The 24,213-nt window shown below is 47.6% G+C and carries 20 protein-coding genes and 1 pseudogene; 6 read left to right on the top strand and 15 right to left on the bottom strand.

Annotation, left to right across the window (positions count from 1 at the left end; genetic code table 11):
• Window positions 1-3: 3 nt before the first annotated feature.
• The gene (locus NE536_RS15160; protein WP_261273198.1) at window positions 4-1,362 is read right to left on the bottom strand and encodes an isochorismate synthase; all 1,359 of its coding nucleotides are present in this window, start codon (window positions 1,360-1,362) and stop codon (window positions 4-6) included.
• Window positions 1,363-1,882: 520 nt separating this feature from the next.
• On the opposite strand from NE536_RS15160, the gene NE536_RS15155 reads away from it, so the two are divergent.
• The 3 genes from NE536_RS15155 (at window position 1,883) to NE536_RS15145 (ending at window position 5,498) form a co-directional block, all read left to right on the top strand.
• On the top strand, window positions 1,883-3,253 hold the full coding sequence (locus NE536_RS15155; RefSeq protein WP_261273197.1) for an ATP-binding cassette domain-containing protein: 1,371 nt from the start codon (window positions 1,883-1,885) through the stop codon (window positions 3,251-3,253).
• 306 nt (window positions 3,254-3,559) lie between these two features.
• Entirely contained in the window at window positions 3,560-4,750 is a 1,191-nt protein-coding gene (locus tag NE536_RS15150) for an HD-GYP domain-containing protein (RefSeq protein ID WP_259573999.1), read from the top strand.
• A gap of 112 nt (window positions 4,751-4,862) precedes the next feature.
• A complete protein-coding gene (locus NE536_RS15145; protein ID WP_012090633.1) occupies window positions 4,863-5,498 on the top strand; it encodes a paraquat-inducible protein A in 636 nt (211 codons plus the stop codon).
• 65 nt (window positions 5,499-5,563) lie between these two features.
• On the opposite strand, the gene NE536_RS15140 is transcribed toward NE536_RS15145, so the two are convergent.
• The 4 genes from NE536_RS15140 to NE536_RS15125 are packed head-to-tail and all read right to left on the bottom strand — an operon-like array spanning window position 5,564 to window position 11,169.
• The gene (locus NE536_RS15140; RefSeq protein ID WP_006079422.1) at window positions 5,564-5,869 is read right to left on the bottom strand and encodes a DUF3240 family protein; all 306 of its coding nucleotides are present in this window, start codon (window positions 5,867-5,869) and stop codon (window positions 5,564-5,566) included.
• Complete coding sequence (locus NE536_RS15135; protein ID WP_261273196.1) at window positions 5,866-8,919, bottom strand: efflux RND transporter permease subunit; 3,054 nt, start codon at window positions 8,917-8,919, stop codon at window positions 5,866-5,868. Before NE536_RS15135 ends, NE536_RS15140 begins: the two co-directional genes overlap by 4 nt.
• Window position 8,920: 1 nt before the next feature.
• Window positions 8,921-9,949 carry an efflux RND transporter periplasmic adaptor subunit gene (locus tag NE536_RS15130; protein ID WP_261273195.1) on the bottom strand — a complete coding sequence of 343 codons (1,029 nt, stop codon included), beginning with the start codon at window positions 9,947-9,949 and terminating at the stop codon, window positions 8,921-8,923.
• Window positions 9,946-11,169 carry a metal transporter gene (locus NE536_RS15125; RefSeq protein ID WP_261273194.1) on the bottom strand — a complete coding sequence of 408 codons (1,224 nt, stop codon included), beginning with the start codon at window positions 11,167-11,169 and terminating at the stop codon, window positions 9,946-9,948. Before NE536_RS15125 ends, NE536_RS15130 begins: the two co-directional genes overlap by 4 nt.
• Window positions 11,170-11,314: 145 nt before the next feature.
• Here NE536_RS15125 and NE536_RS15120 point away from each other — a divergent pair, with 145 nt between their 5' ends.
• Together NE536_RS15120 and NE536_RS15115 are read left to right on the top strand one after the other, a co-directional pair.
• Window positions 11,315-11,860 carry a helix-turn-helix transcriptional regulator gene (locus NE536_RS15120; RefSeq protein WP_107402977.1) on the top strand — a complete coding sequence of 182 codons (546 nt, stop codon included), beginning with the start codon at window positions 11,315-11,317 and terminating at the stop codon, window positions 11,858-11,860.
• Between the two features lie 113 nt (window positions 11,861-11,973).
• Window positions 11,974-12,120 carry a hypothetical protein gene (locus tag NE536_RS15115; RefSeq protein WP_086014207.1) on the top strand — a complete coding sequence of 49 codons (147 nt, stop codon included), beginning with the start codon at window positions 11,974-11,976 and terminating at the stop codon, window positions 12,118-12,120.
• Window positions 12,121-12,146: 26 nt separating this feature from the next.
• On the opposite strand, the gene NE536_RS15110 is transcribed toward NE536_RS15115, so the two are convergent.
• Window positions 12,147-13,097, bottom strand: coding sequence for a YeiH family protein (locus NE536_RS15110; protein ID WP_261273193.1), 951 nt, complete (start codon window positions 13,095-13,097; stop codon window positions 12,147-12,149).
• 286 nt (window positions 13,098-13,383) lie between these two features.
• The gene (locus NE536_RS15105; RefSeq protein ID WP_261273192.1) at window positions 13,384-13,947 is read right to left on the bottom strand and encodes an aldolase/citrate lyase/malate synthase family protein; all 564 of its coding nucleotides are present in this window, start codon (window positions 13,945-13,947) and stop codon (window positions 13,384-13,386) included.
• Window positions 13,948-14,199: 252 nt separating this feature from the next.
• Between NE536_RS15105 and NE536_RS15100 the strand changes: the two genes are divergently transcribed.
• The gene (locus NE536_RS15100; protein WP_012588922.1) at window positions 14,200-15,732 is read left to right on the top strand and encodes a DUF3612 domain-containing protein; all 1,533 of its coding nucleotides are present in this window, start codon (window positions 14,200-14,202) and stop codon (window positions 15,730-15,732) included.
• A 150-nt stretch (window positions 15,733-15,882) separates the two neighbouring features.
• Here the strand turns inward: NE536_RS15100 and NE536_RS15095 are convergent, their stop codons facing one another.
• From NE536_RS15095 to NE536_RS15060, 8 genes and pseudogenes are all read right to left on the bottom strand, one after another.
• The gene (locus NE536_RS15095; RefSeq protein ID WP_261273191.1) at window positions 15,883-17,130 is read right to left on the bottom strand and encodes a glutamate-5-semialdehyde dehydrogenase; all 1,248 of its coding nucleotides are present in this window, start codon (window positions 17,128-17,130) and stop codon (window positions 15,883-15,885) included.
• A gap of 48 nt (window positions 17,131-17,178) precedes the next feature.
• On the bottom strand, window positions 17,179-18,279 hold the full coding sequence (gene proB / locus NE536_RS15090; protein ID WP_261273190.1) for a glutamate 5-kinase: 1,101 nt from the start codon (window positions 18,277-18,279) through the stop codon (window positions 17,179-17,181).
• 11 nt (window positions 18,280-18,290) lie between these two features.
• Window positions 18,291-19,787 (bottom strand): sodium/proline symporter PutP, encoded by a 1,497-nt coding sequence (gene putP, locus NE536_RS15085; protein WP_261273189.1) that lies wholly within the window; start codon window positions 19,785-19,787, stop codon window positions 18,291-18,293.
• 3 nt (window positions 19,788-19,790) lie between these two features.
• Window positions 19,791-19,967 carry a hypothetical protein gene (locus tag NE536_RS15080; protein WP_261273188.1) on the bottom strand — a complete coding sequence of 59 codons (177 nt, stop codon included), beginning with the start codon at window positions 19,965-19,967 and terminating at the stop codon, window positions 19,791-19,793.
• A 163-nt stretch (window positions 19,968-20,130) separates the two neighbouring features.
• Window positions 20,131-22,203 carry an FUSC family protein gene (locus NE536_RS15075; RefSeq protein WP_261273187.1) on the bottom strand — a complete coding sequence of 691 codons (2,073 nt, stop codon included), beginning with the start codon at window positions 22,201-22,203 and terminating at the stop codon, window positions 20,131-20,133.
• A gap of 5 nt (window positions 22,204-22,208) precedes the next feature.
• A complete protein-coding gene (locus tag NE536_RS15070; protein WP_261273186.1) occupies window positions 22,209-23,072 on the bottom strand; it encodes an efflux RND transporter periplasmic adaptor subunit in 864 nt (287 codons plus the stop codon).
• Window positions 23,073-23,078: 6 nt separating this feature from the next.
• The gene (locus NE536_RS15065; protein WP_006079439.1) at window positions 23,079-23,279 is read right to left on the bottom strand and encodes a DUF1656 domain-containing protein; all 201 of its coding nucleotides are present in this window, start codon (window positions 23,277-23,279) and stop codon (window positions 23,079-23,081) included.
• 370 nt (window positions 23,280-23,649) lie between these two features.
• Window positions 23,650-24,213 (bottom strand): annotated as a pseudogene (locus NE536_RS15060) (IS3-like element ISSba3 family transposase); the annotation flags it as partial.

The following is a 24,213-nucleotide window of genomic DNA, read 5'->3' as shown; positions in this document are numbered from 1 at the left end:
TTATTACATTTCGAACAGAATCGACATGATAGTCGCGAGTTTATTTTCAAGCTCTTGCCACTCAGCTTCGGACTCAGAACCCGCAATAATTCCCGCCCCCGCAAATAGATTAATCCGACCCGGTTCGATCAACGCACTGCGGATAGCCACCGAAAACTCACTCTCATACTTATTGAAGTAACCGCAGGCACCAGCGTACCAACCGCGAGTATAACCTTCACGCTGACGAATAAAGTTCAATGCCGAATGCCGCGGTAAGCCACCCACAGCAGGGGTTGGATGCAGAGCTTGCAACAGTTGAAAATCATTTACGCCCGGCTTTAATTCGGCTCGAATCGCGCGGTGCAAATGTTGAATATGATTCAGTTTAAAGATGGTCGCTAATTCATCGGCGCCGACATAATTGCTCAGCGGCGTGAGCATATTTACTATGTGGCTACGAACGAGTTGGTTCTCAACGCTATTCTTGTTGTCTTCTAACAAGGCATTCGCCAGCGCAATATCTTCTTCTTGGCTCAGACCGCGTACCGTTGTGCCTGCTAGCGCCTCAGTGAATAATTCTTGCTGACGGCGGCGGAATAAACGCTCCGGTGAGCAAGAGATAAAAGTGCGTTCTGGGCTGAATTGAAAGCCAAATTGGAAGCTGTTGGGATTACGTCCCTGCCAGCACGCCAGTACCATCCAAGGATCGATAGGTTCGTTCACTTCAAGCTGAGTTAAGCGGGATAACACCACTTTTGGGGTGTCTTGATTGAACTTTGGCTCGACCACTTGCTCCACTAAGGTCTTCCAGCGTTCAAAATCGGGCTTGTCACTACGGCCAAGAGGAACGATTTTCTTCGGCGGCGAGAGTGGTTTCGCGGGCATCACAGCTTCGATAGCGGCAATGGCCTTGTCGATTTCGCTATGGTGATCATTCTCGGCAAAATTAAGATTCACCAACAGACTAAACTTGCTACCGCTGCGTCTAAATTCAATGCGCGGCAGGATAAAGCGACTATTACCGAACTCTGGCCAAGATTCTATGGTGCGATCGAAGGCAACGCCGCCGTAGTAACGAATATTTTGATTCGTCGATAAGGCTCGCTGCTCTTGGTAGGCCATGGCCAGTTGTTGATCGTTAATCCCGGTTTCAAATCTGAAGTCTTTACACGCCCCAATCGCCGCGACTTCTTCGATTCTGTCGCGCCCATGCCAGTAGATACGCGGAAATTGCGTCTGCGATGCCAACCATGAAATTAAAGGCATAGCGACAGTACTAAGCGACAACTGTACTATCGGCTCCGTCGGCGGAACTTGCTTTAATTGAATGAGTTTGTCGATGAGAGACTTAAGGTCTTCAGACAGGGCATGAACGGGCAAATAGAACTCCAAAGCAAAGATAAGGGATGAAGGCGAAAGCTGAAGATCACTCTGTCAGCGTCAATGAATTCGACTCAGGTTAATGTACTCTTTTTCCAGTCATTTACCTTTAGTTGATTCAGCCTGTAAATAAGAATCTTTCGCTCAAATTAAAGGCCACGGTCGAGTGTGTCAAGATGTAAGGCCCTATCGTGTGACTTTCGCCATAGTCTCATTTTTCGCTGATAAAAAATGTGACTTGAGTGGGTCTTTTTGTCGGGCAAGTCACCCTCGGTGGACATTTTGTCTCTTAGTCGCTAAATGTACTTTCCCTTTGTCGTAATTAGTCGATCTAGGTTGGTTTTTAAACGTTTTTCGGTTGAGACAGAATAATCGCGGTCCACAATAGCTGGCACATCTTAAATTTTCTACGTGACAAGTTAGATGTCTATTAACGTATGACTCGCCGTGGGAATGAAAAGACGACTAGGGTGAAGCCTTGTCATAGGCTGTTCGTTAGATCTTTATAGGCAGATATAGCATGAAACTCTTAGATCTCGAAGGCGTTAGCTTCAACTATGGCAGCCAGTTACCGACGGTATTACAGGAAATTAACTTGGCGATTGGTACAGGCCAATGCCATTGCGTGAGCGGTCCTACGGGCTCAGGAAAATCGAGTCTGCTAAACCTACTGGCGGGCGTGTTAAATCGCCCGCATGAAGGTGACATCTGGCGTTATCCTCAATTGGTTACGGGTCTGGTAATGCAAGACCCACAAACTCAGCTACTAAGTCAAACCGTTGGTGCCGAGGTGGCTTTCGCCTTAGAAAACCTCGGTATTCCCGCCGAGCAAATGCTACCTAAAGTGCAATTAGCACTACGGCGCGTGGGCTTGTATCTGCGCCTCGATACCCAAGTCAGCACGCTTTCCCTCGGTCAAAAATATCGCTTAATGATCGCCGCCCAACTAGTGTCAGAGCCGCATTTACTGTTGCTCGATGAACCTTGGGCACAACTCGATGATCACGGTGTGAGTGAGCTGCTGGTCGTGCTTCGCAATCTTATTCAAGATGGTATGGCGCTAGTATTAGTTGAGCATAACGCCTCGGCATTCGCCGAGATTATTCAGCATTATTGGCAGTTAGAGGCTGGTAAGTTGTCCGAAGGCATCTATACCGTGAGCGATGCGCCGCAAGTTGAGGCGCCTGCGTGGCTAAATCAGCCTAAGTTTGAGCATTTGGGTAAAGTCTTAGTCAGCGCTGAAGCCTTTGAGTTTGGTTTCGATGCTTGTCCCACGTTATTTGCATGTCCGCACGGGTTCCAATTACAGGCGGGTGAGATAGTGACCTTAGTGGGAGATAACGGCTCAGGTAAAACGAGTTTGTTGAAAATCATAGCTGGCGTACTCAGTTCAAGGCAGCGTCTTCCCCTTAAAGTGCTAGGGCGAAGACCTAGGCTAGGGATTTATGGCGCTGAGCTGGGACTGCTGATGCAAAGGCCGAGTCGACAATTATTCGAGACCAGCGTGCTCGCCGAAATGCAGTTTAGCCTTAGGCGTTTTGAACTTCCCAAAGAACGCGCGGCGCAGATGTTGGATGAATTGGATTTATTTAGCTTAGCTCAGCTGTCGCCCCACAAATTATCCTACGGCCAACAGCACTTGATTGCCTTAGTGTCACTCGCTTGTTTACGTCCTAAAGTATTGCTTTTAGACGATCCATTGGCGGGAATGGATAAGCATTACTACGGCAAAGTGTGGTACTTGCTGAAGCGGTTAAGCTCTCAAGGTTGCGCTATTTTGCTCAGCAGTCACAGAAGTATTGAACACAGCGCTGTATCACGGCAACTGAGTTTACGTAATGGTTTATTGGTGGAAGAGTCAACTGAAATGGCTGAGCGTTATGTGGGGTAGTTGTGAGCTTTTCGCGCGTGATGGTCGCCGGTTTTGAATGCCTAGCTCTAAGGCATTTATTGAAAAAGTGAGAGTGTGAAACGGGTCTTGCCTAAGCCTTGAGCCCTTATTCCATCGCATACTGTTTAGGGCATTTTGTTTACTAAGAAAGTCTATGGTGATTTTCTAATGCGCGGCTTAGAATGCCCCTCACGCCTGTTCTATAATAATCAAGAATAACAACAGAACATTTGAGCGTAGGTCGCTTTTATGTCGTATGGTTAAGTTGATATTTTATTCGGGCACATCATCCTTGGGGTTGTAGATATGAGTGAGTCGGCAGAATCAGTTGAGCTTATCAAATTACCTGTGTCGCAATTGACATTAGGTATGTTTGTCAGTGCCATAGACAAAAATGATAAAGGTCAACTTGCTATTGCAAATGCTGGACAAATTAAGCACAAGGATGCGATTTTAAAACTGGCCAAAAGCGGTATTAAATTTGTTTGGGTAGACGCCGAGCGTTCGGCAGAACATTGCGGTTTAAAGAAAAAAGCTACCAACGATAGTCAAACCGACAATCGAAAAGCGCCAGTGAGTCGCGATAAGCAACAAGCTCAAGCTAAGGTTATGCTGACCGAAGCGAAAGATCTTATTCGTAAAGTGTTATCCGAAACCTTCGAAGGTAAAGCCATCGAAGTTGCGCCCTTCGAAGCGTTAGCCGATACCATGATTGAGTCTGTTATGTTAGATGCTGATGCACTTAAATGTATGTCTGCGCTCCGTTCAAAAGATGCCTATCTACTCGAACATTCAGTGAATGTCGCCTTTCTGCTGGTAACCTTTGGTAAATATCTACAGCTGGATCGCGATATGCTGCGGCAAATGGCGGTCGGTGGGATTTTGCACGATATTGGCAAGATTAAAGTCGATAATAAAGTGCTGCACAAGCCGGGTAAACTGACACCAGAAGAGTTCGAACATATGAAGCTGCATCAAGTGTATGCGCTTGAAATTATGAACGAAACGACTGGTCTGTCGCAGATCAGTAAAGATATCTGCTTGATGCACCACGAAAAGTTAGATGGCCGTGGTTATCCAAGGGGTTTGAAAGGTGATGAAATCCCCCGCCATGGCCGTATGAGTTGTATCGTCGATATCTTCGATGCGTTAACCGCGACGCGCTGTTACAAAGAGGCCATGAGCCCTGCCGCAGCTTTTAAAATTTTACTCAGTCTGACGCCATTTCACTTAGATCAACAATTGGTCTATGAGTTTATTCGTTGTATTGGTGTTTACCCTGTGGGTTCCTTAGTTGAATTATCGGACGGCCGAATTGGTATTGTCTGGGCTTCGAAGGACAGAGACGCACTGCATCCAATCGTAAAATGTTTTTATTCTTTAAAAGTAAAACGTTACACAGATGTCGCTATGGTGGATTTATTAAAATCTGAGCTGTATATCGAGCGCGGCGTGTCACCGAGTTCATTGGATATCGATCCAACGCCTTTCTATTAATTTTCAAATTCTGCCTCTAACGCCGGTCATCTGTATCGATGGCTGGTGTGAACGATTGCAGAGCCTGCGCTAAAAACCGTAAACTGAATGTCTTCTCCAGTCTGGCAATGGGATGAACAGTGCTATGAAATCTTTATTTCCTATTTTTATCATTCTCTTATCTTTGGCTTTATTAATCCCTGGGGTGACTCAACCTATTTTGAGTATCAGCGGCACTATCGATAAGGCCAAGCTGACCGAGCAGGGCATAGAGCAAGTTGCTCAACGTTTCGATGAAGACTCGGGGCGCGACAGCGCTCGCGGTATGCTGAGTATGGTCAGTGGTTTGCTGGGGCTGAGTAGCCTTAAGGGCGAAGTCGAAGTGTTGCAGAAAACCCGCAGTATTTGGGGAACGGTGACCGAACTTTATCACTCTGGGAACGGGCTCGTCGCAGGATTAGTGATGTTATTCAGCGTGGTGGTGCCTGCCTTGAAGTTGAGTTTAATGCTGGCACAGCAATGTGTGAGTTCGATTGGTCTGAAACTGAGGATTAATGCCGTCGTCAACGCACTCGCTAAGTGGTCGATGGCCGATGTGTTTGTGGTGGCGCTGATCATCACCTTTATGGCGGGGAACGCCTCAGGTGGCATGGGGGAAATGCTAAAAACACAGGCGCAATTTGAAAACGGTTTTTACTTCTTTACCGCTTACTGCATTTTATCGATTTTGAGTGGTTTTTTAGTGCGGCGTCCAACGCCAATTTTGTAGCTATTTTATAAGGCATCCCGACCTTAGCGATAAGGTCGGATGCCTAGATTTAACCGCGCAGTGAGTTAGGACAAAGTGCCATTTTGATAAATGGGCATAATCCAATAGCGGCAGGGATTATGTTTGCAGACCAAAGCCAGTGCAGCGAGCAGCGCCGCTTGTTGCGCAGCGGGGTGCATGATTTCGAATTTACAAAACTCCCGATAACCTTCCACTTGTTCCTTGATATTAAAATGGCTGTGTTCACGGCTAAAACCACAAATATTCCCTAGGCTAAAACCCGACAGAAATTCCAACTCTATCAAGGTATCGACTATGTCGTCCTTAATATCATTTTGGGCGATCAGTACTAACAGTTGTTCTGTGCTCATTTACGTTTCTCCAGCCAAAAATACAGAATTGGCAGTAAATACAGTGTAGTAATGGTTGAAGTGAGCAGACCGCCAATCACCACAATCGCTAAAGGTTTTTGAATTTCAGCCCCAGGGCCCGAGGCAAATACCAGCGGCATAAGACCAAACATGGCCGTTGTCGCCGTCATCAAAATGGGACGTAAACGCCGCGCCGCACCTTGTTCCACCCGTTCGCGCAGGTTGCTGAACTTGTGCTTGGTTTGTTCGTAATAGCTGACCATCACCACGCCATTGAGCACAGCGACGCCGAGCAGGGCGATAAAGCCAACCGAAGCGGGCACTGACAAATATTCCCCTGACAAATACAGGCTAACTATGCCGCCCATCATAGCGAAGGGAACGTTGGCGAGAATTAAGCCCGCTTTGGCAAGCGAGCTAAATGTCGTGAATAAAATCAAAGTGATCAGTGCGATAGCAATGGGTATCACTAGTAGTAAATTGCTGGTGGCCCGCTGTTGGTTTTCAAACTCGCCACCAAAACTCACGCTATAACCGCTCGGGAGTTTGATTTCCTGCGCAATTTTAGCGTTGAGCTCTTCTACAAAACTCACGATATCGCGACCTTGCACGTTAGTGGTGATCACTGAAAAGCGATTCCCTTGCTCACGCTCGATAAGGATGGGGCCTTGCTTATAGCTTAAGGTGGCGACATCACTTAGGCGTTTTAAGGAGTGATCTGGCATCACCAGTAACTGATTTTTAAGCTCATTAATGCTACTTAAGTGGCTCTGATTGTTAGCAATCAGCACGGGGGTGCGCTTTTTACCTTGTAGCACTTCGGTCACGATTACGCCTTCGAGCTGGCTTTTCAGGTAGCGGGCAAACTCCATGGTGCTCATGCCAAAGCCTCGAGCGAGCTCGTTATCTAAGGTGAGGTTGATAAAAGGACTGCCTTCGATCATCGCCATTTTCACATCGACGCTGCCGCTGGTGGCATTAACCAGCTGTTGGATTTGGCTCGTGAGCTGACCTAAGGTGTCGATATCGTTACCAAAGACCTTGATCGCCACGTCGCCAATGCTGCCGGTGAGCATTTCGGACACGCGCATTTGTATCGGTTGAGTGAAGTTAAAATTAACGCCGGGATAGTCCAATAACACAGTGCGGATCGCATCGATAAGCGCTTCTTTATTTGCAAAGCGCCATTCGCTGCGGGGCAGAAGTTCTAAGAACACATCGGTTTCATTGAGTCCCATGGGATCTAAGCCGATTTCATCCGCGCCAGTACGCGCCACCATCTGTTTGATTTCAGGAACTTTAGCCAGCAAAGTTTGCTGAATCTGCTTGTCGATGGCAATCGAAGCCTCGAGTGAAATCGACGGAGACTTCTCCAACTGCAGAATAATGTCGCCCTCATCTAAGGTCGGCATAAAGGTTTTTCCCACTAACCCGAACAAGCCTAAGCTGACAATAAGCAAACTAAAGGCGATCACTATAAAGCGTTTTTGATGGCTAAACGTGCTCTTGAGGCTGCCCAGATAAAGCTGTTTAAGCTTTTCAATCGCCTTAGGTTCCTTGGCGGCTTTTTCGTTGACGAGGTAAGAGGCGATAACCGGAATAACAGTTAACGACAACACCAGCGCCGATAGCATGGCAAACACGATAGTGACCGCAACTGGGGTAAAGAGTTTGCCTTCGAGCCCGCTCAAGGTCAGCAAGGGCGAGAACACTATCATGACGATCACTGTGCCCGACACCACGGGAATGGCAACGTCCTTGGTCGCGCGAAAAATCAAATGCAGTCGGGGTAATCTCTGCTTAGTCGCGATGAGATTCACCATGTTTTCGACTACGACCACAGATGAATCCACTAACATGCCTATGGCGATAACGAGCCCGCCTAGACTCATTAAGTTCGCAGAAAGATTGAAGTAATCCATCATCAAAAATGTCATCAGCGCGGCGAGTGGCAGCGAGAGTGACACGACTAATGCGGCGCGCACGTTGCCTAAAAACAACGCCAGCAAGATGATCACTAGCACTACGGCTTCGAATAAGGCATTGGAGATGGTATCAATCGCGGTATTGATCAGATTCGCGCGGTCGTAAAAGGTGTTTATCTGACTCCCATCTGGCAAGGTTAGGCTGATTTGATCGAGCTTTTCCTTAATATTTTTGACCACTTGTGCTGTATTGGCGTCTTTCAGGGCGATGATTAAGGCTTCGGCGGTTTCGTTACCGTCTTTCGTGACTGCGCCATAGCGGGCTAAGTGGCCAATTTGAATATCGGCCAAATCCTGCAGTCGATACACTCTGGCATCATCGGCCTTGATCACTAATTGTTTGAGTTCGTCGATATCATCGATGCGACCTTCGGCGCGCACTATGATGGTGTCTGTGCCAATGGTGAGCTTACCTGCACCTTCGTTGTGATTATTCTCAACTATCGCCTGTTGCAGCGCCGCAAAACTTACGCCCGCGGCCGCCATGGCCGCAGGTTTGGGGGTCACACTCAAGCTTTTGGCATAGCCACCTAGGATATTCACATCGGCGACACCCGCAACGGTTCGTAGTAGCGGACGGATTTCCCATTCGAGCAACTGCCGTCTTTCCATCAGCGAAAGATTGGGATTTTCGAGTGAAAACATAAATATTTCGCTGAGCGGTGTACTCATTGGCGCTACGCCCCCCGTCACACCTTCAGGGAAACTGTCCCACACGGCGGCGATGCGCTCGCTCACCTGTTGGCGCGCCCAATAGATATCTGTGCCTTCGTCGAAATCGAGGGTGATATCGCTTATGGCGTATTTAGTGGTCGAGCGCAGAATCGATTGATGGGGAATGCCTAACAGTTCGGTTTCAATCGGCACGGTTATTTGCGCTTCAATTTCCTCCGGCGTCATGCCGGGCGCCTTGAGGATGATCTTCACTTGGGTGGGCGAAATATCGGGAAAGGCATCCAAGGGAATGGAAAACCAGGCTCGCGCTCCCGCTAACATAATAATCAGCGCCACAATCAGCACAAATAGGCGCTGCGTAAGCGAAAAGCGGATGACTGAGGTCAACATCTTATTCGCCTCCTAGGCCAAGCATTATGCCTTTAACTGCGGCAACCGACTGGGATAACACTTGGATTTGGCTCAGATCTTGATCGCTTTCAACGATATATTGCTCAGGGGTTGAACCGAGAATATCGATCGTAATTGAGGTGAGCGTGTCGGCGGTTTTAGTGAAGACTTGGCTATCTTGCTCCCAACTAAAAACACTATTTTTAGGCAATAAATACACCGCCTTTTGATACTCGGGTATCACAGTGATCTGTTGTCCTAACAGTAAGTTACATTCCTGCGGCACGGGTGATGACCAAGCAGTAACGAAGGCACCTTCGGCGATGGCCGACACGGACTCAATGGCGATATGGCACTGATTGATGTTCACCGCCGAGAGCGAATGTGACTGGCTCATAGGCACGCTGACTTTGACGCGAATACTGTCGCTAGGCACCAGTGAAAATAGCTGTGAACCCGCCATATAAGGTCCATTCACTTGGTTGAGTTTAACGATTCCCGCCACTGGTGTGCCCACCACTAGGGAGTCTGTGGTGGCATCTGTGCTTTTGACTATCTCCATAAAATGCTGCATGTGCTCGTATTCGAGGTGAGTGCTGAAGTAGTCTTGGCTGATCTCGCGCCACTTTTCGGCGCTGATACTGCCATTGTTTAATAAGGGTTTATTACGCTCATAACGGCTTTTTGCCAGTTGATATAAGCTGCCAGCGGCTTCGACTTGGGCAAGGTAGTGGAACACTTCTGGCCCTGTCAGTTTGACTATCGCCTGGCCCTTAGTAACGAGCTGGCCTTGGCCGACGAGGAAGCTGATCTGCTGGATATTCTCCGGCGTGCTGATCCAGTAATCATTACCGGGGAGGATTTCAACCTGCGCGGGCAATGGGCTGCCCTCATAGCTGGCGACTTTCTGTGGTTGCACATAACTCAGGTCTAAATTACCGAGGGAACTAATTGTTAGGGATTCAGCCTGCGCTAACGTGGCTACACTGGCGGATAAACAGAAAAGGCATGCGCCGTACTTGGCCATCATAATGAAATTCCTAAGGCTTGCAGTTGTTGGGAGTGCAGTTGTTGCTGCGCGACTTGGTTCAGTGCCAAGCGGGATTCGGTATCGAGTGCATCCATATAGCGGCGCAGCCAGACTTCGTAGCTAACTTGATTTTGGTCTTTGACCTTGGCCAGCTCTTCAGTAATGATGCGGCTAAGGTGTAAGGCTTGGGTTAGCAATGTCTGTTGGTCGAGTAAGTTTTGTTGCTGTTGCTCTAGCTTTTTAAGCTGGGTTTTCAGTTCGATATAGGTACGGTCGAGGTTGAGCGTATGCTCGGTATTGGCTTGTTGCCATTGGGATAATTCGGTTTGCGATAGGGCAGAACCCAAAGTCAGTGGCACAGAAACTGCGATGCCAAGCTGTTGATCATCAACTTGGTTATCGGCGGTATTTTTGGCCGTGAGTGACACTGTCCAAGGGTCTTTATCTCCCGCTTGCTGGCTCTGGATGATCAGTCGCTGTTGCTGCTTCTGCAGGCTCAATAATTGCCATAATGGATGCTGCGCGAGAATGTCATTGGGTTGGCTGCTGGCTGACAGTGGCCGCGCAGTTTCGGCTATGTCCTGCGGTATTTGATCTTGTCCTGTCAGCTGTTGATAGAGGGCAAGCGCCTCAGCCTGTTGCTGATTAAGATCGACCCGTTCCAGTGCAATATCCACCAGTTCGCGTTCTAACAAGAGTATGTGGGCAATCGGCAGTTCGCCCGCATCTGTGAGTTGCTTCTGCTGACTATGGAGCTTGTCGAGTAATTGGCTCTTGCGATCTAGTTGGGCCAGTTTCACTGTAGCAAGACGATGTTCCCACAGGCTTTGTCGCAATAATCCCGATAAATACAGGCCTTGCAGCGCGACTTGTTGCGCCTGAATGCTTTGGGTGAGTTGTTTAATCAGCTTGTCGCTGCTGTGCAAAGCAGGGGATTTTATTGGCAAATTGAGTGAGAGTTCCTGCTCGTAGCTGTTACCATTATCTAGGCTACCTAAGTGACTCAGGCTAATGCTCGGCAGGCCATTGAGCCAAGCTGAGCTGCTCAAGCTTATTTGTGATTGCGGTAACTGGCCGCCCGATTGAGATAGAGAATGTAATCTAGCTTGGCTGGTGGAGAGTGCTTGAGATAGCTCGGAATTCGCGGCGTGGCACAGGAAACTGCTGCTGACTAAGGTCGCCAACAGACATAACTTGATACAAGACGTACTGACAGACATAGGACGATTCTATGGTAATAAAGTGTGCTGTCAGTGTAGGGATTGGTGGGCGAAAGTCGTGGGGGACATGTATCATAAAACCGTCTATGGTACATATGTCCCATAAATTAATTGGTTGATTTTGCTTTTATTTAGGAGTTTTTCGATGAAGGATCTTGTCATTATTGGTCTGTTGGCCTTGATCATATGCTTTAAGCTTTTTGACATCTCATCCGACATTCAATTGGGCATTCCCCAATGGCATATTGCCCAGGAAGCCATGTTATTAGTGCTCACTGTGATTGGTGCCATGTACTTAAGTTATGACCTTATTCGTCGCTCCCGCGAAGTGAAAGCGTTGGCTAAACGGTTGGAGCATGCGGATAAAAAAATCGACAATATGTCGACGCAAATGCGCTCTGCCAGACAAGAATACAGCCAAGCTGTATCGCAGCAATTCGAGACTTGGGGCTTTACTAAGAGTGAGCAGCAAGTGGCATTTTTATTACTTAAAGGCTTAAGTTTTAAAGAAATTGCCGAAGTTCGCCAGACTAAAGAAAAAACCGTCAGACAACAGGCATCGACCATTTATAGCAAAGCGGCAGTGGATGGACGGCACACTTTCTGTGCTTGGTTTATGGAAGACTTTATTCAAGAACATAATCAAGATCTTGCTGCGAATGAAGCGGCATCAAGTTCTAAGGCGGCTTAATCTGCGCTGGATTGGCTTAGCTGTTATAGCTATTTGTTATTGAAAATCGATATTTGCTGAGTTTTTAGTTCTAAACAATAATGAGCATCCCCTAAGTTTGCAGGAAGATGCAATTGAAAAACTGGCTGATTATCGTGTTTTGCCTGATTGCCTTGGTCGCTTCGACGCAAACCACAGGACTCGTGCGTTCACTTATCGAATTCTCCGCCTTTGTAGGCGTCCTCTGCTGGGCTTGGCGAATGAAGCCGACGGCAGAGTAGGCAGGCTTTTTTTAGCTAAATCTTAGCTATTGAAAATAAAGAATATACACTAAAGACGTGATACCAATCGCTGCCCACAGCATGATCCCAAGCAACAAAGGTTTGGGGCCACTCGCCCGCATTTTCTGCACTGTAATTCCTGCACCAATCAAAAACAAACACAGGACTAATGCCCGTTTCGACATCATAAACAAGGTGTCATAAACAGCGTGGAATTGTGGTAACCAATGGGCCACGGCAATAGCTAGACAATAAAAACCGATAAAATACGGTAGGTTAAGTTTGCGCTTATCGCCACCAAACAGCACTGCGCTGACCAATGCGATCGGGATAATCCACAGGGCGCGGGCGAGTTTTATGGTGGTAGCGGTTTTTAAGGCTTCATCGCCATAGGCCGAAGCGGCGCCGACAACCGATGAAGTATCGTGGATGGCGATGGCACTCCACACGCCAAAATCGTATTGGCTCATATTGAGCAAGTGACCGAGTGCGGGGAATAAAAACAGTGCGACTGAATTGAGCACAAATACGCAGGCTAACGCAGTGGCGGTTTGATCGTTACGCGCATTGATGGCCGGAGCGACTGCGGCAATGGCGCTGCCACCACAAATAGCAGTACCAGAAGCAATCAAATGGCCCGTGACATGATCAAATTTCAGGGCGCGGGTAAGCACAAACCCTAAGCTCAGGGTGAAAAAGATTGAGCCAACAATCAGGCCGAAGTTGTGGGTGCTCGCCTCTATCGCCGCGTTTAAGTTAATCCCAAACCCTAAGCCAATGATCGAATAAGACAGGAGTTTTTTGGTGAGCGCGGCGATATTCCATTGCACTGGCACCCAGCCAAGACTGGCTAAGGTAAAACCTAACACTAGCGCCATGGGCGATGAGATAAAAGGCGCGAGGCATAACAAGCCCGCACAGATGAAAACGATGCGGTGAGTCTTATTATCTTGCTGTGATGTTGATGAAGAATTCATAACGCCTTAGGCTCGAGCGATTCGGTTTATCGTTCCAACCACAGATCTTCACATTAAGCGACGGATACAAAATGGCGATCAATTGGATTGATCATGGAGACAGATGCAAGAGGGCATTATAGCTGTGTGTATGATCCTCAATAAAATCAATTAAACTTAACTAGTTAATCAGTTTTATTGACTCTCAGAAGGTTTGGCAAAGCAGGAGGGTAAATCGAAGAAGATGAACTGTGCTCAGTTCATCTTCTTAGCTAGATAATAAATGGTGAGGTTACAGAGCGTAAAATTATAAATTTACGATACTTTTCAAGCTGTAATCGCTGCCATCCTTTGCGGTAAACAACTTATCTTGGGTGTCGTTAGCGCTAGACATACCCGCATGTAATAGGCTGAGCCAATGGCGCGATGCGGCTGAACGTGACTCTTGTGTTCCGACGACCATGTTTAATGACGTTTCGATTTGGATATCTTCCAGATTGGCAACGTCTCTCGCACCTATCATGCCATTGCGGTCGAAACTGAGTTCAACGTGGCAACCTAGGTCCTGCAACACTATGGCGCAAGGCGCATCTTTAGTGCCGTTAAAAGCCACAAACTGTTTTGGCTGACGTAAACCGCTGTGGCTGCCGTCGGCAAAAAAAGCCAGCAGGTGTTGGTAGTAAACCACATAGCTGCTCACATCTTGGTGTGAACCAGAGTTGAGTGGAAAGAGGCGGTCGAGGAATTGTTTCGCATTGGCGATCTTCTCGTGCTCGGCGACATTCACTTGGGCCACGGCTAGCACTTCTTCTGCGATGAGGCTGTTTAGATTCGGTTGGATCTGGTTGCTCTTGATAATTGACATATTCATCGCTCGTTCCTCTCACTCTTTCAATTTAAAAATTCAGGGTTTTGATTTAACTTTTGGCTTATCAAAGTTTGTTTTCAACTTGGCTTGTCCGCTTTAAGTGCTTGCCTGCTTTAGATGTTAGTGGTTAAGCATTTCTTGAATGGGCTGACTCCACTGGTTCGCTTGAGTCGTTTCTTGATTGCTTAATTTGTAGTCTAGTCTTTTTTTTACTACAATTTCACAATAAAAATTTTACACTGTGAATTTTACAAAATGCGCAATGACCAGAGCTTGATGAGAAAATCACACTTCCTAGGCACAAAAATACGTAACCTACGGAAACGTAATAACTTAACCATGGAAGATTTGTCGGCACGCTGCATTCGAGTCGACGCCGGAAGTGCGCCCTCTGTGTCATATTTGTCGATGATCGAGCGTGGAAAACGTGTGCCGAGTGCCGGAATGCTGGCAGTCATCGCTGCGGTTTTTCAAAAAGACGCCGATTGGTTTCTCGACGATGTGCCTGAAGAAAGCGCTATTACGCCAGACAAGGGCCGCCGTGGTGGCATAAGCGGTATGGCGCTCGAACCCAGCTTTTTGTTTTCCAATGATATTTTGCAAATCGCGATACCAGAAATGCTGTCGCAGACGGGGATCTCTGGTCGGCAGTTTGCCCATTTATTGATCCGCGCCCATCAAGAACACCATCAAAATCATTTCCCCGATCTTGAGCGTGCCGCCGAAGAAGTCGGCCTCAAGCGCATGCCCTTATCTCTGGACGATATGATGGATATTGCCAAGGGCATGGGATTAAAAATCAAATGGATAGATAGCACGCCGCAGGAAGTGATCGACGATATGGGCGTGAGTTCACGCCAGTTAGTCACCTCATTTTTTGAGCCGCCGAGCACGATTTATGTGAATAAAATCCTCAAAAATCGTCCTAATAGACTCAAATATGACTTAGCCGTGCACATAGGTCATTGTGTGCTGCACAACAAAGACGGCCTCAAGAGTGTGATGACCTCAGGCCGTAAAGAGGAAGTCGACGAAGAAGCGGGTATGCAGTCCAATACTTTGAACGCGCAGGACATTTTGCATGCGTGGCGCGATTTTGAATCGAGCTTCTTCGCCGGTGCGCTGCTGTGCCCTAAAGTGCCTTATCGCCAATTACTCGACCGCCACGGTTATGAGATTGAAGTACACAAGCAACTTCAAGTGTCAGCCTCAGTCGCTATGCGGCGCATGACAGTCGTCTCTCCTTATCCTCATTGGCATTATTTCGACGCTTACGCACCGGGCAAGCTCAAGGCGGTTTATCGCGGTAACGGGATCCCATTGCCTTGGGGCAATATGCGACTAGTGGAAGATCCCTGCCAGCATTGGGCCGTCTTTAGGATGATCAGCGAGCCAACGGTTGGTACTTCGGCACAGATTTCGATTTTAAACGTCGGCAACGAACCACGCATTTACTGCTGCGAGTCGATTAAAGTCGAAGATTCGGCGGGTAACCCGCATGTCCTCTGCGCCGGTATTGATTTAAATCCGGCGATTGAAGCCCAAGGCAAAGATGCTCTGTCTATCGCCCACGATTTGAAAGATGCCTGTGTCGCCAGTGGCGGTTCAGTCACTATTCCAAAGCACATTAAAAGTGATCTGGTCAGCGTCGCAAAAATCCTCAATATCAACTGGATAGAGCGCGGGATCAAAAACGACGCCCGCCTGATTTGCTCCCGCGGCGCAGTCTGCCCACGCCAACCGAGTTGCTATCAAGCCGGTAAATCACAGTGTGATGGAGTAGCGTAAAGGATGTCGCGGGAAGTTTTATAAAGGATTTAGTGAGTGGTTGCTATTAAGCACTCTTATTTCACTGTTGCCATAAAAAAGCCCCGAAGTATTTTGCTTCAGGGCTTTCGATTTTTGTGTTCACGTATTGGGTCGTTAAGGCGGTAACTATTACGCCCGTACCTGGCCTGTACCTGAGACTAAATACTTCTCAGCGGTCAAGGATTCGAGCCCCATTGGGCCATAGGCATGTAGCTTAGTGGTGGCGATGCCGATTTCCGCACCAAGGCCGAGTTCGCTGCCGTCGGAGAAGCGCGAAGAGGCATTGACCATCACCACTGAGGCATCGACTGCACGTTGGAAGCGTGCGGCTGTGACTTCGTTTTCGGTGCAAATCACTTCGGTGTGCTGGCTACCAAAACGGGCAATGTGTTGGATTGCATGGTCGAAGTGATCGACTTGGCGAATGGCGATTTCGAGATCTAAATACTCTTGGCCGAAATCGTCTTCTTCCATATAAGTACAGTTTTCGAAGTAGCCACCGGATTGGGTACAAGCATTGATTTTAACCTTATGCTCGGCCAGCGCTTTGGCCACTTTAGGCAGAAATTGCGCGGCAATTTCTTGGTGCACTAAGAGTGCTTCGAGGGCATTACACACGCCTGTGCGCTGGGTTTTACCGTTGAGCAGTAAGTCCAAAGCAATATCCAGATCGGCATCTTTATCGACGTATAAATGACACACGCCTTTAAAATGCTGGATCACTGGGATTTTACTGTTGTCAGATACAAAGTTAATCAAGCCTTCGCCGCCACGGGGAATGATCACATCGATATAATCTCGTTGCTGCATCAGTTCCAACATCAGGGCACGGTCAGGATCGGGCACCACTGTGATTAACGCCTCGGGCAAGCCGTACTGTTTCAATACACTTTGCAAAATGGTGGCGATAATTTTGCTGGTATGCAGCGCCTCTTTACCACCGCGCAAAATCACGGCATTGCCGGATTTAAAGCACAGGGCACCCGCATCGGCGGTAACATTCGGACGTGCTTCATAAATCATACAAACCACGCCTAATGGCACGCGCATCTTGCTGATGGATAAGCCGTTAGGTCGTTGACCAATATAGCGTTCGTTGCCAATCGGATCGGGCAAGGCAGCGATGGTTTCAATCCCTACTGCCATGGCTTCTACGCGTTCTGGTGTTAGCGTTAAGCGGTCGAGCATAGCAGGGGCAACGTTATCGGCTGTTGCTCTGTGTAGGTCAATCAAGTTAGCGCTTTGGATTTCGTAGGACTTTTCACGTAATGAACGCGCCATGTCGAGGAGTACAGTATTTTTAAGCTGTTCGTCAACTTGGGCGAGAATAAGAGCCGCTTTAGCAGCTTCTTTAGGTAAGTTATTGATTAAAGTCATATTTACTCCGCTTAGATGTTTACTCGCTTAGTTTTATTCGGCTGATGCTTATTCGAGAATGGCGATGTTTTTCTCGGAAATGATCGGTCCAGTCTTTTGCTGAAATTCACTGGCAAACTCGCGATCGTCTTGGTCCGTAATAAAGCTAAGTAAACAACTGCTGTAATTGGATTTGGCCTTGGCCAATTTAGTACCATCACCTTTGCGTACTAAAATGGTGTCACCGGCAGAAAAGTCCCCGTTGATGGCAACGACATCGTCGCTGGTCAATTGCTCGCTATGGATGTCGAGGGAGATATTAAAGTCATTTTCAACAATGACTTCGCCCTGAGCCTGCGAGGTATGTGTCATCCAGTGCAAGTGATCTTGCATTGGCTTTTCATCGGGGGTAAATAAGGTTCCTGGGTTTTGGCCCTTCAATAATTGGTTGAATGAGTCAGCATCAAAACCATTGATAATAAAGGTTTCGATCCCGTGGGAAATTGCCTTCTTGGCGGCTTGTATCTTAGTCCGCATACCACCAGTGCCGACGGCGCTGCTGGCGCCGCCTGCCATGGCGTAGATCTCGGCATTAATCTCGGTCACCTGCTTGATAAGCTGTGCATCGGGATTTTCATGGGGGTTTTGTGTGTAAAGCCCATTAACATCCGAACAGATTATCAGAGTATCGGCATCTGCTGCTGCGGCTACCATGGCCGAGAGATTATCGTTATCGCCAACTTTGAGCTTGTCGGCGGTCACGGCATCGTTCTCGTTGATGATAGGCAGTAGCCCATGTTCGAGTAGGCTGAAAATCGTATCTTTAATACTGATGTAACGATCTCGGTTGCGTAAATCGCCGTGGGTTAACAGTAGCTGTGCGGTCGGGAAATCAAATAACTTGTTCCATGTGGCCATCATATCGGCCTGACCCGCTGCTGCCATGGCTTTCTTCACAGTGACGCTCGGTTTATCCACCACGCCAAAGTGATGCCATCCCGCGGCGACTGAGCCCGAAGAGACCAAGACAACTTGGATCCCTTGGGCACGACAATAAGTAATAAATTGGGCAATGCCGAGTAAGTAGTGGCTGCTGCAACCTTGCTTGTGTGGTGCAATCAGGGCACTACCTACCTTAACGACAATGCGTTTCCAGGGTAAGTCAGTCATACCTGCGCGCCTCATCTGTCTTCGGCTAAAACACGGCCAGCTTTGTGGAATAATTTAGTGGTTTTGGCACAGGGATCAGTATCGAGTAACGAGACTACCCAAATCACCACACTGCTGACTGCAAAGCCGGGGATCATTTCATACACTACTGTGGTTAGGGCTTTTCCATCTGCCAATACCGGTGCATAAATCCAAAATAGAACGGTAGCTGCGCCAGAGACAATGCCCGCAATCGCGGCTTTGTGAGTTAAGTTAGCTTTATACAAGCTAAACAAAACTAATGGACCAAAGGCTGCGCCGAATCCTGCCCATGCATTACTCACCAGTGACAGCACACTGCTAGAGCGGTCGAGCGCCAGTAGACTCGCGACAATTGCCACGCCTGCTACGCCAAAGCGACCCATTTTCACCATGTCTTTTTCGGTAGATTCTTTCTTCGACATCACGCGATAGATATCTTCCGTTAGCGAGCTTGATGACACTAATAGCTGCGATGAAATGGTGCTCATGATCGCGGCCAGAATGGCGGCCAGTAAGAAGCCACTAATGATCGGATGGAACAACAACTCAGAAAACACGATAAAGATGGTTTCAGGATCGGTCAGCTTCATACCAAATTTATTGGCGTAAGCGATACCGACAAGGCCTGTTGCCAGTGCACCCACAATGGTCACTGTCATCCAGCCCATACCTATGTGTCTGGCGGTTTTAATGTCAGCTACTGAACGAATCGCCATAAAACGCACAATAATATGCGGTTGGCCAAAGTAACCGAGTCCCCAAGATAAGCTTGAGATAAGCCCTAACATAGTGACGTTTTGCATCGCATCGGTGAAGTGTGGAATCGACTGATACGCAAAGTTCAACATAGTGTCAGCGCTGGTAAATTCTTGATATGCCACGACAGGAACTAAGACTAAGGCGATAAACATGATACAGCCTTGAACAAAGTCAGTGAGGCTCACAGCCAAGAAACCGCCCAATAAAGTATAAGAAACCACAACAGCGAGGGTGACGACTAAACCTAAGTCGTAGTTCAGGCCAAATGCCGACTCAAATAACTTACCGCCAGCCACTAAACCCGCTGAGGTATACAAGGTAAAGAAGATCACAATTATCGCCGCGGCAATAATACGTATACTGCTATTGGCATTACCAAAGCGTTTAGCAAAAAACTCTGGAATAGTGAGGGCGTTATCCGCCACTTCGGTATAGACCCTAAGTTTAGGTGCGACGATTAAGTAATTGATTAGAGCACCAATCAATAGTCCGAGTGCGATGTAAATGGTTTCGAAGCCAACCAAAAACATAGCGCCGGGTAGACCCATGAGCATCCAGCCACTCATGTCAGACGCCCCCGCTGAAAGTGCGGTCACCTGTGGACTTACCTTGCGGCCACCCAGAATATAGCCAGACACATCGCTGGTGGATTTTTTGTAAGCGAATAAACCAATGGCGAGCATAGCAATAAAATAAACAGCTAAGGAAATATAAGCGAGGTAATTCATGGATTATTTATCTCCTAACGCTTTGTTATTTTGAATAATACTCGGTTTCAAAATGACAAAGAGATAGGTGCTTAATATTGCAAATAAACACATAAACTGCATTGTTTCCTTGGCGTGTAATCGGGTAAAACTTGCTGCCTGCGAGATGAGATTTTCCTCTGCTGGGTTCTCCGTAGACATAATTGCTCCTTGGTTGATAACTGAATTTATATCACCAATATAGTTAGTGATCTAACTATATTAAGGCATTTTATCGGCCAAATATCAAGCTTCTATTGGATTTAAATGGTTTTGGTGGCAGTAAAAGAGCGGCTTTTGGGGCGAAAAATAGTTTGAGAACTGACTATTTTTCTGAGGTGTTTTTCTGCTCGGCGATACTGTGAGCAGTGCGTTCAAAGGTTAAAGTGATGCGTTCAAACATCCCAGCAATCATAGTGAATTGTTCGTGGGGTAACGGACATTGGGCCAGCGCTTGTAATAAGGCTTCGCTGCTGATGTTAAACTCTTCTGCGACTTGGCCGTGGGCGCAGGCGATAAATGCCTGACCTAAATTATGTTGCCAATGGTTGAGTATATTTTCTAAGCCTAACTCTGAGTGCCTATCTGCAATGCCTTGTAACATGCGCCGCATTCGAATCGACACATGGCCGAGATTCAGCGCCGTAAAAACCAGATCGGTAAATACCCTCGAACGCTTGCCCGAGCCTTTTTCGTAACTGGCGATCCGCAGCAGTCGATCGCCCATGCGGGCGTTAAACCAAGGCTCAGGATCATCATGCTGCGCGATATGCACCAGATCTTTTTGGATGGATTGCAGCAGACGATATTGCATCAACCGCTGGCTGGGTTCGGTAATCAATTTAAACAACCAATACAGCACAGTAACGCCGACAAAAATCGCTAAGGCATTGCTGACGGTGTTTTCTATCGCAAATGAAATGGTGTTGCTGGGCTGCACTAACACAGCAAACGGCACGCAAATGCCGAGCCCATAGGGTAAGGTCGGTCGATTCGCCAAGGCGAGTAAGCCGATAAAAAACGGCCCAGCGAGCACTAAAACGAGGATTTCGAAATCGCCGCTACTCTTTGCCAGCAAAGGTAAAGCGTAAAACACTGTGAGTGGTGCCGCGATAGTGATGCCGACAAGAATACGGCGCAAAATCGTGGTTAACATCGGCAGTGGTTGGCGCGCCATCATGATGGAAAAGACCACGGGCAGCAGGATCATCATGAGGACCGCGCTCGACCCTGTGCCGATCCACAATGAAGCCCCAATGACAAACACTGCCATGCTGCGCAGGCCAGTGGTAACGCCTATTAATGGGTCTCGGTGAAACTCCATCGGCGGCGCGTTGAGCTGCACCGCAGAATGACTGGTTAGCACGTTATAACTCTTGAGCACCATGATCAGATCGGCGCTTAATTCCATTGCGACTTTGAGTAAGCGCGTCTCTAGCGGCGCGCGGTCGCGGTATTGCATCAGGTTTTGCTGGAGTTGATACCTCAAGGTGCGCGCCATTTTGTAGCATTCTTGGTAATCACTCGATTGCGCCATCAAGGTAAAACTACTGCGCATATTGGCTAAGGATTTCGCGAGTGGTTCGCTAACAAGATGGGAATGATTACGTTGCAGCCGGCCAAATATTTGGATTGCCGCCAATAGCGAAAGGGTTTTATTGCAGAGAAAGTTCGCCGCATGGCTCTGCCCGCGTCCTTCGGGGCCTTCATAAATCACCGCGCTGGAGTCGTCACTTAGCGCCGATACTGACTCCATAATCGTGTCGATATGTTCATGGCGACTCGCATGTTCCCCCTGTAAATCTAGTTCTAATGCAAGATAGTTAAGCGTATGATTAATAGTGTTTTTAGCATGCAATTGCAGACTATGTTTTACCTTGGTCGGCCAAAGTAGCGAGCTGACCAAGACGGCGCAAATCGCCCCAACAACAATCTCGCTGATCCTCGACTGCGCCACATCGAATATTTTTGCACTATCGGCCGTGCTCGGGCTCGCCATCACAATGAGTACTATCAAGCAGGCGGTCATGCCCGCCATAGCAAAGGCATAGACAAAGTTTTGCTGGCGTACCATGGCCGACAACCCAGAATTTAGCCCTATCCAGCAGGCGAGTAATCCTAAGGCGAGTTCGGGATAGGGCGTAAACCAGTTGAGTATGGCAATCCCCGCGAGCGCGCCGACTAAGGTGCCGCCGATTTGGCATAAGCCCTTTTCGATCACGAGCCCGCTTTCAGGGCGGATTTGCAGGAATACCGCCGACACCAGCGCCCAATATGGCCGTTCTAGATTTAAGAACATGGCCACATATAAGGCGAGCGCCATCGAAATCACGCCTTTAATCGCGAAGATGAGGGTTCGTCGGTCTGGAAAGAATAAACTCTTCAGTAACAGCGTCATAATGACTATTTGTCAGTCTGTAGCTGGATGGAAACTGTCATGCCGACGCTCAGCTCTATGTCCTTAGGAATGCTATCTAGCTCAATATCGACCGGAATACGCTGCGACAACCTCACCCAATTAAAGGTTTGGCCGATTTGCGGCAATAGCTGTCCATTAGTAGTGACATTGGTGTTAGCGATTGCTTTACCTATGCTGGTCACTTTGCCATGCAAGACATGGCCGCCACTCATCAGGCTAACATCGGCGTTTTGACCTATGTGAACCAAGGGGATTTTGGTTTCTTCAAAATAGCCTGTGATATAGAGGGAGTCTTGTTTGACCAGCGAAAATACCGAGTTGCCTTTGCTGACATAGTTGCCATTACGCAGACTTAAATTGATCAGAGTGCCGTTTTCGGGGGCGTGAATTTGCGTTCGCGCTAAGTCAATTTTGGCGGTGTTCAATTGCGCCTGTGCGAGTTCATAACTGGTTCTTGCCAGTTCGGTATTGATAAAGGCTTCGTCGAAGGTTTCTTTGCTGACCAAGTTGTCATTGGTCAAACCGATACGGCGTTTGTACTTATGCTTTGCCAGTTCCCATGCCAATTTTTGACTTTCCGCTTTGGCATTCAATTCGGCAATGGTGGCCTTGTAGCGGGTATCGTCCACAGTGAACAACACATCACCCTTATTGACGACTTGATTGTCTTTTACATTCAGTTGATTCACCCAACCGGACACATCTGGCGCTATGGTAATGATTTCGGCGCGAACTCGGCCGTCGCGAGTCCAAGGAGAATAAAGGTAGTGTGACCATATCCAATATCCCGCGATACCTGCAACCGCGACCACAATGAGGGTGAGGCTGATACGAAAGATTTTTCCCATGAACAATCAACTCCCAAGCAAGTAAATGACCAACGCCAGATAGCAGATAAACAGCCCAACTTCGAACCAAGCTTCGCGCCACAGCTTGTGATAGAGCCCAGTTTGATAGAGTACCAAGCGAGTGATGCAGGAAAGCAGAAAAGCTAAGGGGATAAAGATAATTAATGGACTAAATAACAAACCATCGAACGCGAGTTCTTTAAGCATTACGCTATTTATCCCGATGACAGTGGCGCAGCGATAACCGCGCTATGTGTTTAAAATGCAAAGTACTCAGTCGAGATTATAGGAAAGTCGCGTGAGAGTTAATGATTTTATGCTATCTGTGATCAATTAGGGCCAGCATTAGCTGGCCCTAAATATAATGAAATCAAAGCAAAAAATCGCTTTTACCTCATAGTACTGGCTTACTACCACACTCAGAGTCTGGAAAAATGCTGCAAAGCCTGTTTTTGTTAGGCATTTTATTTTTTCCAGAAAATCTTGTGTTTTTGCTACTTTCCCAAAATTTTGTCTTTTAAACCTATTACTTTTCCAGATTTTTTAATGCTCGGAATAGCATTGAATACTGTACTGGTCAACCCAAACTGGACACTTTTAGTTGAGAATTTTCAAACTCTACAGGTGACAGATCACCATTAGCAGAATGAAGTCGCTCCAAGTTGTAATATTTCATGTAAGCAGTCACATCTTGCTTCATAAACTCCCTTGTTGGTTGATTAACTTTAAAAATCCAATCGTGTTTTAAGCTGCCAAAGAATCGCTCAACAACGGCATTATCCCAACACGCTCCCACATCACCCATGCTGGCTCGGATACCATAGCTCAATAGCAGCCTACCGAATTGCTTACTGGTATATTGCGAGCCTCGGTCACTGTGAAATACCAGCCCTCTGGCCGGTTGGCGCAGGTTGTAGGCTTTTATTAATGCCTTAGATATCAAATCCGTGGTCATGCGTTTGTCTATGTGCCATCCCACAATCCGGCGTGAATATAAATCCATCACCACAGCTAAATACATCCAGCCCTCACCCGTCTTTAAATAGGTCACGTCACCCGCCCAAACCTCATTAGCCGATACGGGGTTAAAGTTCATGTTTAGCAGGTTATCTGCCACTGCATCTGAGTGTTTTCGCTGTGT

Origin of the sequence: Shewanella septentrionalis (genome assembly GCF_025370265.1) — a bacterium.
GTDB classification, from domain to species: Bacteria; Pseudomonadota; Gammaproteobacteria; order Enterobacterales; family Shewanellaceae; genus Shewanella; species Shewanella hafniensis.
This window is presented reverse-complemented; position numbering and strand designations above follow the sequence as displayed.

Bases quoted from the DNA above. Each gene is read 5' to 3' on its own strand.
- NE536_RS15155 (WP_261273197.1), top strand. From the start codon at position 1,883: ATGAAACTCTTAGATCTCGAAGGCGTTAGCTTCAACTATGGCAGCCAG.
- NE536_RS15150 (WP_259573999.1), top strand. From the start codon at position 3,560: ATGAGTGAGTCGGCAGAATCAGTTGAGCTTATCAAATTACCTGTGTCG.
- NE536_RS15145 (WP_012090633.1), top strand. From the start codon at position 4,863: ATGAACAGTGCTATGAAATCTTTATTTCCTATTTTTATCATTCTCTTA.
- NE536_RS15140 (WP_006079422.1), bottom strand. From the start codon at position 5,869: ATGAGCACAGAACAACTGTTAGTACTGATCGCCCAAAATGATATTAAG.
- NE536_RS15135 (WP_261273196.1), bottom strand. From the start codon at position 8,919: ATGTTGACCTCAGTCATCCGCTTTTCGCTTACGCAGCGCCTATTTGTG.
- NE536_RS15130 (WP_261273195.1), bottom strand. From the start codon at position 9,949: ATGATGGCCAAGTACGGCGCATGCCTTTTCTGTTTATCCGCCAGTGTA.
- NE536_RS15125 (WP_261273194.1), bottom strand. From the start codon at position 11,169: ATGTCTGTCAGTACGTCTTGTATCAAGTTATGTCTGTTGGCGACCTTA.
- NE536_RS15120 (WP_107402977.1), top strand. From the start codon at position 11,315: ATGAAGGATCTTGTCATTATTGGTCTGTTGGCCTTGATCATATGCTTT.
- NE536_RS15110 (WP_261273193.1), bottom strand. From the start codon at position 13,097: ATGAATTCTTCATCAACATCACAGCAAGATAATAAGACTCACCGCATC.
- NE536_RS15105 (WP_261273192.1), bottom strand. From the start codon at position 13,947: ATGAATATGTCAATTATCAAGAGCAACCAGATCCAACCGAATCTAAAC.
- NE536_RS15100 (WP_012588922.1), top strand. From the start codon at position 14,200: ATGCGCAATGACCAGAGCTTGATGAGAAAATCACACTTCCTAGGCACA.
- NE536_RS15095 (WP_261273191.1), bottom strand. From the start codon at position 17,130: ATGACTTTAATCAATAACTTACCTAAAGAAGCTGCTAAAGCGGCTCTT.
- proB (WP_261273190.1), bottom strand. From the start codon at position 18,279: ATGACTGACTTACCCTGGAAACGCATTGTCGTTAAGGTAGGTAGTGCC.
- putP (WP_261273189.1), bottom strand. From the start codon at position 19,787: ATGAATTACCTCGCTTATATTTCCTTAGCTGTTTATTTTATTGCTATG.
- NE536_RS15080 (WP_261273188.1), bottom strand. From the start codon at position 19,967: ATGTCTACGGAGAACCCAGCAGAGGAAAATCTCATCTCGCAGGCAGCA.
- NE536_RS15075 (WP_261273187.1), bottom strand. From the start codon at position 22,203: ATGACGCTGTTACTGAAGAGTTTATTCTTTCCAGACCGACGAACCCTC.
- NE536_RS15070 (WP_261273186.1), bottom strand. From the start codon at position 23,072: ATGGGAAAAATCTTTCGTATCAGCCTCACCCTCATTGTGGTCGCGGTT.
- NE536_RS15065 (WP_006079439.1), bottom strand. From the start codon at position 23,279: ATGCTTAAAGAACTCGCGTTCGATGGTTTGTTATTTAGTCCATTAATT.